General features: G+C 72.1%; 9 protein-coding genes. 5 read left to right on the top strand and 4 right to left on the bottom strand.

Annotated features, from left to right (window positions below; genetic code table 11):
- Positions 1 to 80: 80 nt before the first annotated feature.
- On the top strand, positions 81 to 731 hold the full coding sequence (locus ACFZB9_RS25180) for a DUF4360 domain-containing protein (protein ID WP_391450667.1): 651 nt from the start codon (positions 81 to 83) through the stop codon (positions 729 to 731).
- A 218-nt stretch (positions 732 to 949) separates the two neighbouring features.
- Positions 950 to 6418, top strand: a complete 5469-nt coding sequence (gene pulA, locus ACFZB9_RS25175) for a pullulanase-type alpha-1,6-glucosidase (protein WP_391450665.1) — start codon at positions 950 to 952, stop codon at positions 6416 to 6418.
- 99 nt (positions 6419 to 6517) lie between these two features.
- On the opposite strand, the gene ACFZB9_RS25170 is transcribed toward pulA, so the two are convergent.
- Positions 6518 to 7267 (bottom strand): SDR family oxidoreductase, encoded by a 750-nt coding sequence (locus ACFZB9_RS25170; protein ID WP_391450663.1) that lies wholly within the window; start codon positions 7265 to 7267, stop codon positions 6518 to 6520.
- Between the two features lie 272 nt (positions 7268 to 7539).
- On the opposite strand from ACFZB9_RS25170, the gene ACFZB9_RS25165 reads away from it, so the two are divergent.
- A complete protein-coding gene (locus tag ACFZB9_RS25165; protein ID WP_391450661.1) occupies positions 7540 to 8430 on the top strand; it encodes a UTP--glucose-1-phosphate uridylyltransferase in 891 nt (296 codons plus the stop codon).
- A 27-nt stretch (positions 8431 to 8457) separates the two neighbouring features.
- Here ACFZB9_RS25165 and ACFZB9_RS25160 read toward each other — a convergent pair whose 3' ends face one another.
- Positions 8458 to 9354 (bottom strand): NAD(P)H-binding protein, encoded by an 897-nt coding sequence (locus ACFZB9_RS25160; protein ID WP_391450659.1) that lies wholly within the window; start codon positions 9352 to 9354, stop codon positions 8458 to 8460.
- 69 nt (positions 9355 to 9423) lie between these two features.
- On the opposite strand from ACFZB9_RS25160, the gene ACFZB9_RS25155 reads away from it, so the two are divergent.
- Positions 9424 to 10344, top strand: a complete 921-nt coding sequence (locus ACFZB9_RS25155; protein ID WP_391450657.1) for a LysR family transcriptional regulator — start codon at positions 9424 to 9426, stop codon at positions 10342 to 10344.
- Positions 10345 to 10464: 120 nt separating this feature from the next.
- Here the strand turns inward: ACFZB9_RS25155 and ACFZB9_RS25150 are convergent, their stop codons facing one another.
- Together ACFZB9_RS25150 and ACFZB9_RS25145 are read right to left on the bottom strand one after the other, a co-directional pair.
- Positions 10465 to 11883, bottom strand: coding sequence for a sugar porter family MFS transporter (locus ACFZB9_RS25150; protein WP_391450655.1), 1419 nt, complete (start codon positions 11881 to 11883; stop codon positions 10465 to 10467).
- A gap of 228 nt (positions 11884 to 12111) precedes the next feature.
- On the bottom strand, positions 12112 to 13194 hold the full coding sequence (locus ACFZB9_RS25145) for an ROK family transcriptional regulator (protein ID WP_391450653.1): 1083 nt from the start codon (positions 13192 to 13194) through the stop codon (positions 12112 to 12114).
- Between the two features lie 79 nt (positions 13195 to 13273).
- On the opposite strand from ACFZB9_RS25145, the gene ACFZB9_RS25140 reads away from it, so the two are divergent.
- Positions 13274 to 14359, top strand: a complete 1086-nt coding sequence (locus tag ACFZB9_RS25140; RefSeq protein WP_391450651.1) for a Gfo/Idh/MocA family oxidoreductase — start codon at positions 13274 to 13276, stop codon at positions 14357 to 14359.
- Positions 14360 to 14485: the final 126 nt, after the last annotated feature.

Genomic DNA, 14485 nt, shown 5'->3' with positions numbered 1-14485 from the left:
CGGCCCATGGAGTTTCCTGTCGTGGACACGTAATGTTCGCCGCAGTCCGAACCACGGGATCGATCGAAGGGAATCGCCCCATGCTTCGAGCACTCGCGACGGGCGGCACGGCCGTCACGCTGCTTGCCACGTCCCTGCTGTGCGGCACCGCCGCGCATGCCCGGTCCGTCGATGTCACACCACCGGGATTCACCATCGGGCTCGTCAGCGTCAACGGCTCCGGCTGCCCGGCCGGGACCGCGGCGGTCGCCACCTCGCCCGACGACACGGCCTTCACGGTGACCTACAGCAACTACCTCGCCCAGGTCGGCGCGGGCGCCGGCCCCATCGACTTCCGGAAGAACTGTCAGCTGACCGTCCAGGTGAACGCCCCGCAGGGCTTCACCTACGCCGTCGCCGAGGCGGACTACCGCGGCTACGCCTACCTGGCCGGCGGGGCCGGCGCGCAGGAGGGGGCGAACTACTACTTCCAGGGGCAGTCGCAGACCGCCACGGCGACCCACAACTTCACCGGGCCGATGGACGGCAACTGGCAGGCCACCGACACCACCACCATCGCCTCGCTCATCTGGGCGCCCTGTGGGGCGACCCGGGATCTGAACATCAACACCCAACTGCGGGTGAGCGCCGGCTCGTCGGATCCGAGCACCACCAGCTTCGTGACGATGGACTCCACCGACGGCAGCCTCACCACCATCTACCACCTCGACTGGGAGCAGTGCGTCAGCTGAGACCGACCGGTCCGAACCGACCGGCCTGAACGGACCGGCCTGAACAGACCGGTCTGAACCGGCGGCCGCTGGCGGCGGCTTCCATGGCCCCCGGCATGCCTCCGCGTGCCGGGGGTCATCTGATGGAAACTCTTTCCGCATCTTGCTGAAATATCTTGCGAACAGTACGTTCTCCCTGACTTTCCGCATCGCTGACGCCGTCTCAAGGGAGAGCCCGCGTGGTCAGAAGAGCCAGATTCCGCAGCCTGATCGTCTCGGCCGCGCTCCTCGCGCCGGTGGCCGCGCCGGCCTCGGCCCTCGCCGCGGTGACGCCGGCCGCCGCGGCCGCGCTGCCCGCCGCGCCGTCCGACCGGGCGCTCGCGGCCACCCCGGACCGGCACGATCTGACCCGCGAGCAGTACTACTTCGTGCTGCCGGACCGCTTCGCCAACGGCGACACCGGCAACGACACCGGCGGGATCACCGGCGGCCGGATGGACAACGGCTTCGACCCCACCGACAAGGGCTTCTACCACGGTGGGGACCTGAAGGGCCTGATCGGCAAGCTGGACTACATCAAGAAGCTCGGCACCACCGCGATCTGGATGGCGCCGATCTTCAAGAACAAGCCGGTGCAGGGCACCGGAGACGCCGCGTCAGCGGGCTACCACGGGTACTGGATCACCGACTTCACCCAGGTCGACCCGCACTTCGGCACCAACGCCGAGCTCAAGCAGCTGATCGACAAGGCCCACACGATGGGCATGAAGGTCTTCTTCGACGTCATCACCAACCACACCGCCGACGTCATCGACTACGCGCAGGGGAGCGAGGACTACCGCTCCACCGGCGCGTATCCGACCCTGGACGCCGACGGGCGGCCGGTCGACACCACTGCCACAGCCAATGCCAACGCGGCCAACGGAACGTCGAACTACCCGAAGCTGAACACGAGTTCCTTCCCCTACACACCGGTCTTCGACAAGCCGGGCGACGCCACCGCGAAGAGCCCTTCCTGGCTCAACGACCCGACGCTCTACCACAACCGGGGCAACTCCACCTTCACCGGTGAGTCCGGCACCGAGGGGGACTTCTCCGGCCTGGACGACCTGGACACCCAGGATCCGCGTGTCGTCCAGGGGTTCGAGAAGGTCTACGAGGACTGGGTCAGGAACACCGGCGTCGACGGCTTCCGGATCGACACCGTGAAGAACGTCGACATGGCCTTCTGGCAGCAGTGGGCGCCGGCACTCAAGAAGTTCGCGGCCGACCACGGCAACCGCAACTTCTTCATGTTCGGCGAGGTGTACGACAGCGACACCTCCACCACCTCCTCCTACGTCACCCAGGGCAAGCTGCAGGCCACGCTGGACTTCCCGTTCCAGTCGGCGGCGCAGAGCTACGTCGCGAACGGCGGCTCCGCCCAGGCGCTGTCCTCCCTGTACGCCAACGACTACAAGTACACCAGTGCCGACACCAACGCCTATGAGCTGCCGACCTTCCTCGGCAACCACGACATGGGCCGGATCGGCTACTTCCTGCAGTCCGCCAACCCGGGCGAGAGCAGCGCCGAGCTGCTGAAGAAGGACCAACTCGCCCAGCAGCTCCAGTTCCTGACCCGTGGCCAGCCGGTGGTCTACTACGGCGACGAGCAGGGCTTCACCGGCACCGGCGGCGACAAGTCGGCGCGGCAGGACATGTTCGCCTCGCAGGTGGGCGAGTACAACACCGACACCGTCATCGGCGGCGCCACCGGCTCCGCCGACCGCTACGGCACCGACACCCCGCTCTACACGACCATCGCCGCCCTCGCCCAGCTGCGCAAGGCCAACCCCTCCCTTGCGGACGGCGCGCAGATCGAGCGCTACGCGGCAGGCGGACCCGGGGTGTACGCCTTCTCCCGGATCGACGAGAAGCAGCAGGTCGAGTACCTGGTCGCGGTGAACAACGCGACGAGCGCGCAGAGCGTCAGCGTCCCCACCTACTCGGCGGGCATGAGGTTCGACCCCCTCTACGGCGCCCCGGCCGGGGCCGTCACCACGGGCGCGGACAGCAAGCTCGCGGTCACCGTTCCCGCGCAGTCCGCCGTCGTCTACAAGGCGGCCGGCAAGCTCGCCAAGCCCGCGGCAGGCCCCGCCCTGACCCTCACCGCACCCGCCACCGGCGCCACCGGCACCGCCACCGTGGCCGCGACCGTCCCCGGCGGCGGCTTCGACCGGGTCACTTTCGCCGCCGCCGTCGGAAACGGCCCGTGGCAGACCCTGGGCACCGCTGACCACGCGCCCTACCAGGTGACCCAGAACCTCGCGGGCGTGGCCCCAGGAACGACCGTGCGCTACAAGGCGGTTGTCCAGGACAGCGCCGGCCGGCCGGCCGACGCCACCGCGAGCAGCACCGTCGGAACGCCCGCGCCGGTCACCAAGCCCAGCGCCGCGAACCGCAGTTACGCGGTCGTCCACTACCACCGCGCCGACGGCGACTACACCAACTGGAACCTCTACGCCTGGGGCGACCTCGCCGACGGCCAGAGCACCAGCTGGCCGGCCGGCCACCCCTTCATCGGCCGCGACGCCTACGGCGCCTTCGCCTATGTGAAGGTCAAGCCCGGCGCGTCCAACGTCGGCTTCATCGTGGAGAACAACGGCACCAAGGACGGCGCCGCGGACCGGTCCATCGACCTGTCCGCCACCGGCGAGGTCTGGGTGAACTCCGGTGACCCGACCACCTACACCAGCAACCCCGGCAGCACGCCGCCCCTCCCGGCGAACACCGCGATCCTGCACTACCACCGCGCCGACGGGAACTACGCCGGCTGGGGCCTGCACGACTGGACCGGCGCGGCCGGCCCCACCAGCTGGACCAGCCCGCTGCCGCCCTCGGGCACCGACGCGTTCGGGGACGTCTTCACCGTGCCGCTCGCGCCCGGGGCCACCGTGCTCGACTACATCCTGCACAACGGTGACACCAAGGACCTGCCGGACAACCAGGAGCTGAACTTCGCCGTCAACGGCCGCGAGGTCTGGATCACCGACGGCACACCCGGCTACATCCTGCCGCAGCCCACCGCCTCCGCCGCCGACCTCGACCTCACCCAGGCCAAGGCCCAGTGGATCGACGCCACCACGGTCGCCGTCCCGGCCGGCTGGGGCTTCGGCCAGAACCTGGCCGCCGGCGCCTCGGCCGAACTCGTCTACTCGCCCACCGGCGCGCTGACCGTCAAGGACGGCGACCTCACCGACCCCGGCTACTGGCTGCGCCTGCTGCCCCGGGCGGGCGGCCTGACGTCGGCCCAACTCGCCGCCCACCCCGAGCTGAAGGGCTGGACCGCCTTCACCGTCGACCCCCGGGACACCCAGCGGACGGCCACCGCGCTGCGCGGCCAGCTGATCATGACGCAACGCGAGGCGAACGGTGCGCTGCTCGCCGCCACCGGCGTGCAGACCCCCGGCGTACTCGACGCGGTCTACGGAGCGAAGGCGAGCAAGGCCCAGCTCGGCCCGGTGGCCGGCGGCAACTCGGTGCGCCTGTCCGTCTGGGCCCCGACCGCCGCCGGCGTCAGCCTGGAGCTCTATGACAGCTCCACCGCCACCACCCCGCACCTGGTCGCGATGAAGCGCGACGACGCCACCGGCGTCTGGTCGGCGAGCGGCAACGGCTCCTGGAAGGGCAAGTACTACCTCTACCGGGTCACCGTCTGGGCGCCGTCGGTGCAGCAGGTCGTCACCAACCACGTCACCGACCCCTACTCACTGGCGCTGTCCACCGACTCCGAGCGCAGCGAGATCGTCGACCTCGACGACCCCGCCACCGCGCCCGCCGGCTGGGGGAGCGAGAAGTCGCCGCCGGCCATCACCGCGGGCCGGCAGGAGGTCCAGGAACTCCACGTCCGCGACTTCTCGGTCGCCGACACCACCGTGCCCGCCGCCGACCGCGGCAGCTACCTGGCCTTCACCGACCTGAACTCCGACGGCATGAAACACCTGACGGCCCTCGCCAAGGCAGGCGTCACCACCGTCCACCTGCTGCCCACCTTCGACTTCAGTTCCGTCCCCGAGGCGAAGTCCGAGCAGTCCACCCCGCCCTGCGACCTGGCCTCCTACCCGGCCGACTCCTCGCAGCAGCAGGCCTGCGTGGCCAAGACGGCCGCCACCGACGCCTACAACTGGGGCTACGACCCCTACCACTACACCGTCCCCGAGGGCTCCTACGCGACCGACCCGGACGGCACCGCCCGCACCGAGCAGTTCCGCCAGATGGTCGCCGCCCTGCACAAGGTGGGCCTGCGGGTGGTGATGGACGTGGTCTACAACCACACCGCCGCCTCCGGCCAGGACCCGCACTCGGTCCTTGACCGGATCGTGCCCGGCTACTACCAACGGCTCTCCGCCACCGGCGCGGTCACCACCGACAGCTGCTGCGCCGACACCGCGCCCGAGCACACCATGATGAACAAGCTCGTGGTGGACTCCACCCGGACCTGGGCCACCCAGTACCACGTGGACGGCTTCCGGTTCGACCTGATGGGCCTGGACCCCAAGCAGACCATGCTCGACGTGCGGTCCTCCCTCCAGCAGACCGGCCGCAGCGAGTTCCTCTACGGCGAGGGCTGGAACTTCGGCGTGGTCGCCGACAACGCCCGCTTCACCCAGGCCACCCAGGCCAACATGGCCGGCACCGGCATCGCCACCTTCAACGACCGCCAGCGCGATGCCGTGCGCGGCGGCGGCCCGTTCGACACCGACCCGCGCCTGCAGGGCTTTGCCTCCGGGCTCTACACCGACCCCAACGGCGATGCGGCCAACGGAAGTCCGGACCAGCAGAAGGCCGCCCTGCTGCACGCGATGGACCAGCTCGAGGTGGGCCTGACCGGCAACCTGGCCGCCTACTCCTTCACCGACAGCGCCGGAAAGGCCGTCACCGGCTCGGAAGTCGACTACAACGGCTCCCCGGCCGGCTACACGGCGAACCCCGGTGAGGCGGTCACCTACGTGGACGCGCACGACAACCTCACCCTCTACGACGCGCTCGCCTACAAACTGCCCACCGGCACCTCGGCGGCCGACCGGGCCCGGATGCAGTCCCTGGCCCTGGCCACCACCGCGCTCTCCCAGGGCCCCGGCTTCGCGGTCGCGGGCAGCGACCAGCTGCGCTCCAAGTCGCTGGACGCCAACTCCTACGACAGCGGCGACTGGTTCAACGCGATCCAGTGGAACTGCGCGCAGGGCAACGGCTTCGGCCGCGGCCTGCCACCGGCCGCCGGCAACGGGCCCTTCTGGCCCTACGCCCAGCCGCTGCTCGCCAACCCCGCGCTGGTGCCCGGCTGTTCGGCCGAGAACGCGGCCTCGCAGCAGTACCAGCAGTTCCTGCGGATCAAGCAGTCCACCCCGCTCTTCTCGCTGCCCACGGCAGCCGACGTCCAGCAGCGGCTGAGCTACCCGCTCTCCGGCACCTCCGGGGAGACCCCGGGCGTGCTCACCCTCCACCTCGACGGCACCGGGCTGCACACCTACCGCTCCGTCACCGTGGTCTTCAACGCCACCCCGACCGCCCAGCGCCAGACCCTGCCCACCCTGGCGGGCACGGCCCAGCAGCTGCACCCGGCCCAGGCCGGGGGTGCGGACCCGGTGGTGAAGACCTCGGCCTTCGACGCCGCCACGGGCACCTTCACCGTGCCGGCGCGGACGGTGGCGGTCTTCGTCCAGCAGTAGGACGGTCAGCAGAGCAACGGGTGCGCCGGTCTCGCGAGTCGCGGGACCGGCGCAGCCATCGGGCCGGCCGGCCGCTCGGCCCCCCGGCCCCTGGCGTGGTCAGCCGCGGGCCGGGAAGCGTTCCGCGAGGAACTGCTCGAAGGTGCCCGTGCCCACCGCCCGTTGCGGCGTCAGATGTCCGCCGGACCGGAACCCGCGGTAGGCCTTGCCCGCCAGCGGGACGTTGAGCAGCGGACGGCGCCGCCCGCTCGCCCGCTGGTAGGCGCGCACCAGCTCCACCAGGGTGCGGACCTCGGGGCCGCCCAGGTCCGCGACCCGTCCGGCGGGGGCGCCCGACGCCAGTTCGGCCAGCTGGTCGGCGACCTCCGCCACCTCGATGGGCTGGTCGCTGATGCCCGCCGGCAGCAGCATCACCGGCGGCTTCGCCAGGGTCTGCAGCACCTGGAGCACCAGGTCGTGGAACTGGGTGGTGCGCAGCACGGTCCAGCCCAGCCCCGAGGCCTCCACCAGCTTCTCGACCGCGAGCTTCGCCCGGTAGTAGCCGAACGGCACCCGGTCGACGCCGACGATCGAGATGTAGACCAGATGGGCGACTCCCGCCCGGCGGGCCGCCGCGATCAGGTTCGCGGCGGCCTTCTCGTCCCCGCCCCGCGGGGTGGAGGCGCAGTGGACGACCACCTGCGTACCCGCGACCGCCGCCTCCAGGCCGGGACCGCCCTCGCGCAGGTCGACGGCGTAGGGCTCGGTGTGCCGGCTGAGCACGCGGACCTCGTGCCCGCTCGCCCGCAGTCGTTCGGTGACGAGCCGCCCGAGCGTTCCGGTGCCGCCGGTCACCAGAATCGTGGTCATCGCTGTCGGTTCCTTCCATCGCGGGGCGCTCCACCGCGGACCGTCCTCACCCAGGGGGACAGGGGAGCTGGCGCAGGTGTGACATCCTGCGCCATCCTGGTGCGTGTGAGCAGCATCACCCTCGGGGCGCGCGGGTGTGTCCCAACACCCGACTGCCCTGACATGGACCGTTGATGACGAGAAGTCAGTCATTGGGGGCTTTGCGGCCCGCCGTGTCACCCTGGGCTCGCACCAGCGCGTGAGACGCGGAGTGAGACGAAAGCGAGCAGCCCATGCCCAGCACCATCCGTCGCGCCATCATCCCCGCCGCCGGCCTCGGCTCCCGGCTCCTGCCGGCCACCAAGGCCGTGCCCAAGGAGATGCTGATCGTCGGTGACCGGCCGGTGATCGAGCACACCGTGCGCGAGGTGATCGAGTCCGGCATCACGGACATCACCATCGTCATCTCCGGTGGCAAGAGCATGATCCAGGAGCACTTCCGGCCCAACCCGGCGCTGGTCGCCCAGCTCCGGGCGGACGGCAAGGACGGGTACGCGGACGCGGTGCGCGAGATCGGCGAGCTGTCCCGGCTCGGGCACATCACCTATCTCGACCAGCACGGCCCGTACGGCAACGGCACCCCGGTGCTCAACGCCTACCGCCATCTCGACGAGGCCGCCCTGGTGATCTGGCCCGACGACGTCTTCGTCTCCGGCATCCCGCGCGCCCAGCAGCTCATCACGGCCTACGAGAAGACGAACGCGCCCGTGCTGGCGCTGATGCCGATGGACCCCGTCGACTCCCACCGCTACGGCGTGCCCGTGGTGAAGGAGGACCTCGGCGAGGGCTCGCTGCGCATCACCGGCCTGGTCGAGAAGCCGAAGCCGGACCAGGCGCCGTCGAACTACGCCGCGATCGGCGGGTATGTGATCACCCCGGGCATCGTGGACGAGCTGCGCGAGGCCACCCGGCGGTGGCACGAGAACCCGGTGGGCGAGATCTACCTGACCGACGCGATCAACCGCTACGCGGCGGGCCGGGCGGTGTACGGCCAGGTGATCGACGGGACCTGGTACGACACCGGCAACCCGCTCGCCTACATCAGCGCCCAGCTCGCCTTCGGCCTCGCGCACCCGGAGTACGGCCCCGCGCTGCGCAAGCTGGTCCCGGCCGCCGAGCAGTAACCCGCCCCCGGAGCCTGCCCTGGCCGCTCAGGCGAGGACGGCGGGCCGGAGCACCTCCTCGCACCACTGCCGGAAGGTGGTGGGGCTCGTGGTCTGCGGGGTGCGCCGCACGCCGTCGTCCAGGCCCGCCTCCTTCGCGCGCATCATGTCGACCATGCCGTCGGCGATCGCCTCGCTCGCCCCGTGGCCGAGGACCGTCGCCCGCAGGTCGTCGAAGGACTGCCGCTGGTAGCGCACCGGCAGGCCGAGCACCTGCGCCATGATGCGGGCCAGGTCGTCCGGGCCGAGGTCCTCGGGGCCGAGCACCGCCGCGCTCCCGGTCCCCGTCCACGACCGGTCGAGGAGCAGTCCGGCGGCCGCCGCCGCGATGTCGCGGGTCGCGGCCGTCGGGGCCTTGCGGTCGGCGGTGTCGGTGCCGGTGAACACGCCCTCGTCGCGGATCGAGCGCACCTGGCGCAGCATGTTGTCCATGAACGAGGGGGCTGCCAGCGCCCGGTAGGCCACGCCGGTGCTCGCGATGAGGTCGTCCATGGCGAGGGAGGCGGTGACGTGCCCGGCCCGGGCGGCGGGGGCGGTGCCCCGGCCGAGCGCCGAGACGCCGACCACGTGCCGGACGCCGTGCGCCGTGAACGCCCGCGCGGCCGCCCGGGTGAAGCCGGCGTAGGCCTGTTCGAGGCTCGCGGCCCGCGGGTTCGGCGGGGCGAGCCAGAAGACGGCGTCCGCGCCGGTGAACGCACGGTCGACGACGTCCGCCTCGCCGTGCGAGCCCGCGACGACGTCGACGCGTTCGCGGACCGGGTCGGGGAGCTTGGCGGGATCGCGCACGATGACGCGCAGGTGCTCGCCGTCGCCGGAGGTGTTCTTGAGGAGGGTGTCGAGGACCTGGCTGCCGATGTCGCCCGTGGGCGTGGTGATGACGATCATGTGTCCATGCTGGGGGCGGCTCAGGGTGAGCGTCCAATACCTCTCGGCGATGATTGATACCCTCGGGGCATGGATCTCGACCTGCGTAAGCTGCGCTACTTCGCCGCGGTCGCGGAGCAGCGGCACTTCGGCCGGGCCGCCGAGCGGCTCTACATCGCGCAGCCCGTCCTCAGCCGGCAGATCCGCGCGCTGGAACAGGAGTTGGGGTGCGCGCTGCTGGTGCGGACGACCCGCAGCGTGGAGCTCACGCCCGCGGGCGAGCAGCTCTACGAGGAGGCGCGCGGGGTGTTCGCCACCGTGGACGCCGCCGTGCGGCGGGTGCACGAGGCCGACCGGGGTGTGCAGCGGCTCGTGGTTGCCTTCGCTGCGGGGCTGCGTGTCTCGGAGGCGGTGCGCGCGTTCACCGCGATCCATCCCGAGGTCGAGATCGAGCTGCACCGTCTGCACTGGTGGGAGCAGGAGGCGCCGCTGCGGGACGGCCGAGCCGATGTCGGCTGCCTGCGGCGTCCGTTCGACGAGACGGGGCTGCACACCGTGTCTCTCGGCAGCGAGCCGAGGGTCGCCTGCCTGCCCGTGACCCACCCGCTGGCCCGGCGGCGGTCGCTGACGCTCGCGGATCTCGACGGCGAGGCGGTCCTGGACGCGCACGCGCGGCGGACCTCCTCGGTCGAGGAGAAGTTCGAGCTGATCGCCGCCGGGCACGGCATCGCCCTGGTGCCCCGCAGTGTGGCGGAGTCCTATCTCCGCCCCGACCTGGTCTTCCGCACGGTGGCGGATGCGCTGCCCGCCGAGATCTGCGTGGTGGCGGTGGCGGACCGGCGCGAGCGCCGGGTGCTCGACTTCGTGGAGATCGCGGCGCGCACGCTGGGCGACGGGGCGCGGAGCGTGTCCGACCCGTGTGACCCGTGTGACCCGTCCGCTCCGTCCGCGCCGACTGCTCCGTCCGCGCCGACTGCTCCGTCTGCTTCGTCTGCCGGACTGCCCGACTGATGGTCGGACCCGGGCGCGAGCAGGAGCAGGTCTACCGGCGGGCCGTCGAGTGAACGGCAGCCCGCCCCGGTGCCGTGAACGGGACCGGGGCGGGCTGGTGGCCGGCGGACGGAGGGGCGATCAGCCCATCTCCTCCAGGGACTTGCCCTTGGTCTCCCGGACGAACTTGAGCACGAACGGAACCGAGAGCACCGCGAACACCGCGTAGATCACGTAGGTGCCGGAGAGGTTCCAGCCGGACAGGGTCGGGAAGGTCACCGTGATCAGCCAGTTGGCGACCCACTGCGCGGCGGCCGCGACGCCCAGCGCGGCCGCGCGGATCCGGTTGGGGAACATCTCGCCGAGCATGACCCAGACGACCACGCCCCAGGAGAGCGCGAAGAAGAAGACGAACGCGTGGGCCGCGACCAGCGCCAGCAGGCCCTGGGCGTGCGGGAGTGCGTGGTCGGCGCCGGTGCGGGCCGAGAAGGCCCAGGCCTCCAGGGCCAGCGCGATCGCCATGCCGACCGAACCGACCACCGCGAGCGGCTTGCGGCCGACCCGGTCGACGAAGACCATCGCGACCACCGTGCCGACGATGTTGATGATCGAGGTGGTGAAGGAGTACAGGAACGAGGAGCTGGGGTCGATGCCCACCGACTGCCACAGCGTCGAGGAGTAGTAGAAGGCGACGTTGATGCCGACCAGCTGCTGGAAGACCGACAGGCCGATGCCGACCCAGACGATCGGCAGCAGGCCGAACCGTCCGCCGAGCAGGTCCTTGAAGGTGGAGCGGTGCTCGCTGCGCATGGCGTGCTCGATCTCGGCGACCCGGGCGTCCAGGTCGCTGCCGGCGCCCTCCACCTCGGCGATGACGGCCTTGGCCCGGTCGATGCGGCCGGTCGAGATCAGGAAGCGGGGCGACTCCGGGATCGCGAAGGAGAGCAGCCCGTAGAGCGCGGCCGGGAGCACCATCACGCCGAGCATCAGCTGCCATGCCTCCAGGCCCAGCACGTGGCCGCGCTGGTTGCCGCCGGCGGCCTGCAGGATGCCGTAGTTGGCGAGCTGTGAGATGGCGATGCCGATCACGATCGCCGCCTGCTGGAAGGAGCCGAGCCGGCCGCGGTAGGCGGGCGGTGCCACCTCGGCGATGTAGGCGGGGCCGATCACCGAGGCCATGCCGATGCCGATGCCGCCCAGCACCCGCCACAGGGCGAGGTCCCAGAGGCTGAAGGGGAGGGCCGAGCCGACCGCGCTCACCGTGAACAGGGCGGCGGCTATCTGCATCACCCGGATCCGGCCCAGGCGGTCGGCCAGCCGGCCGCCCAGCGCCGCGCCGATCGCGCTGCCGATCAGGGCGATGGCCACCACCTGGGCGAGGGCGCCCGAGCCGACGTGGTACTTGTCCCGGATCGCGGCCACGGCACCGTTGATCACGGAGCTGTCGTAGCCGAAGAGGAACCCGCCCATTGCCGCGGCGGCCGTGATGAAGATGACGTGTCCGAGATTGTCCGAGGCTCCGGGCCTGCGGACCTGCGGCGCTTGGGCGGTGCTGGTCACCTGAACGCTCCTTGTCCCTGGGGAAGGTGACAGGACTTCTGGCGTTCAGGTAATGAATCTGACTGGGACGCCATTGTCCAGTTCGACTTTGAGAACTAGAGCATAACTGCCGTCATTCCCGGCTCAAGCCGGGGTCCGCTCTGGGTATGGTTCATCAAGAATTGAACTGATATGGGCATGACAGTTCAGTGCCGAACTCGGCTCCCGGCCGGTGCGCGGCGGGTGTCCTCAGCCGCGGCGTCCGAAGAGCGGGCCGAGGGCGAGTTCGGCGGCGCCGAGCGCCACGGCGGCCGGGCCGGCGGGGGTGAGCGAGACCGGGACCTGCTGCCACTCCCGGTCCGGCAGCCGTGCGGCGAGCCCGGCGGTGATCTCCGCCGGGTACAGCTCGGGGTGGGCGAAGACCACCTCTCCGCCGAGCTGTACCCGGTCGACGTCGAGCAGCTGGACGAGGTTGGCCGCCCCCACCGCCAGCAGTCGGGCCACCGCCCGGTGGTCGCCGGTGGCCAGGGCCGCCAGGCAGAGCGCCTCCAGGCAGCCGCGCGAACCGCAGGTGCAGGCCGGGCCGTCGAGCTGGACCACCTGGTGGCCGAACTCGCCCGCGTTGGTCCGGGCGCCGCGGTAGAGGGCCCCGTCCAGCAGCAGGGCGGCGCCCAGGCCGTCGCCGAAGTGCAGGTAGGCGGTGTGGCCGGGCTCGGCGCAGGCGAGTGCGGCGGTGTTGGTGTCCTTGTCCAGCCGCACCGGCCAGGGGGCCAGGTGCTCGGCGAGCGCGTCGCGCAACGGGAAGCGGTCCCAGGCCGTGAGGCCGGCCGGGCGGTGCAGGATGCCGCCCGCGTGGTCGAGCGGGCCCCGGCAGCCGACGCCGACGCCGAGCAGGTCCGCCCCGGCCGGAGCCGTCGCGGCGGCCTCGCGCACCGTCGCGGCGATCAGCTCGACGGCCCGCCGCGGCGCCGCGTCCGCCAGGCCGGTGGGCACGGTGACGCGGTGGCGGATCTCGCCGCGCAGGTCCACCAGCAGCACGGTGGTCCGGTGGCGGTCGAGTTCGACGCCGACCGCGAAGCCCGCCGCCGGGCGCAGCCGCAGCAGCGTGCGCGGCTTGCCGCCGGTCGACGCGCCGCGCCCGTCCTCCTCGACCAGCGCCGCGGCCAGCAGGCGGGCGACGATCTTGCTGATCGCCTGCGGGGTGAGGCCGGTCCCGGCCGCCAGCTCCACCCGGCTGCTGCCCTGCGGGGCGGCCCGCAGCAGGCTCAGGACCAGCGCGGTGTTGTGGTCGCGGAGCCCGGTCAGGTTGGTACCGGCGTGCGGTGTGTTCATGGACACCATTCTGTGGCCGTGGCCCCGGCCGACCCGGCGCCCGTTGCACTTAGACAACAGTGTTGTTTAACTGTGCCGCATGGCTACTCCCACCGCAACGCCCACCGGAACCAGCACCCCACTGCGCGTCGGCCTGGTCGGCTACGGCCTGGCCGGCCGCGCGTTCCACGCCCCGCTCATCGCCACCACGCCCGGCCTGCGGCTGCACACCGTCGTCACGGCCGACCCCGGCCGCCGCGGCGAGGCGCAGCGCGACCACCCGGGCGTCCGGGTGGTCGCCGACACCGGACGGCTGCTCGCCGACCCGGGGGAGCTGGACCTGATCGTGGTCGCGTCCCCCAACCACACCCACGTGCCGGTGGCCCGGGCCGCGCTGGCGGCCGGGCTGCCCGTCGTGGTCGACAAGCCGCTCGCCGCGACCGCAGCCGAGGCGCGCGACCTGGTCGAGCAGGCCCGGCGGCTGGGCCTGCTGCTGACGGTCTTCCAGAACCGCCGCTGGGACGCCGACTTCCTCACCCTCCAGGACCTGCTGGCCCAGGGGGCGCTGGGGACGGTGCACCGCTTCGAATCCCGCTTCGAACGCTGGCGGCCGGCGCCCGCCCCCGGGTGGCGGGAGAGCCCCGACCCCGCGTGGGGCGGCGGCATCCTCCACGACCTGGGCAGCCACCTGGTCGACCAGGCGCTGCGGCTGTTCGGCCCGGCCGAGGGGGTCTACGCCGAGATCGACGCCCGCCGGCCCGGCGCGCAGGTGGACGACGACGCCTTCCTCGCGCTGACCCACACCGGCGGGGTCCGCTCCCACCTGTGGATGAGCGCCCTGGCCGGGCAACCGGGCCCGCGCCTGCGCGTCCTGGGCGACCGGGCGGCCTACACCGCACCGCGCCTGGACCCGCAGGAGGCGGCGCTGCGCGCCGGGCTGCGCCCCGGCGCGGGCTGGGGCACGGTGCCCGAAGCGGACCGGGGACTGCTGGGCACCCCCGAGGACACCGGGCCCCACCCGTCCCTGCCCGGTGACTACCCCGCGTTCTACACCGGCCTGGTCGCCGCGCTGCGCGAGGGTGCGCCGGCCCCGGTCGACGCCACCGACGCGGTGGAGGTGCTCACCGTGCTGGAGGCCGCCCGCCGCTCCGCCGCCTCGGGCCGCACGGTCGACCTCGGCGGCTGAGCGGCTGCGTCGGGCCGGCCCGGGGCACCGCTGGTTCCGCGACCGCCTGGCGGCCCCGTCCCCCGGCCCCGTCCCCCGGGCAAGCGGGGAGTGGGGGAGCGGGGGAGCGGGGCCGCTGAGGACAGG

Source organism: Kitasatospora sp. NPDC008050 (assembly GCF_042957465.1).
Classification (GTDB): Bacteria; Actinomycetota; Actinomycetes; order Streptomycetales; family Streptomycetaceae; genus Kitasatospora.
The sequence above is the reverse complement of the archived record's forward strand: the minus strand, read 5'-3'. Positions and strand labels throughout refer to the sequence as shown.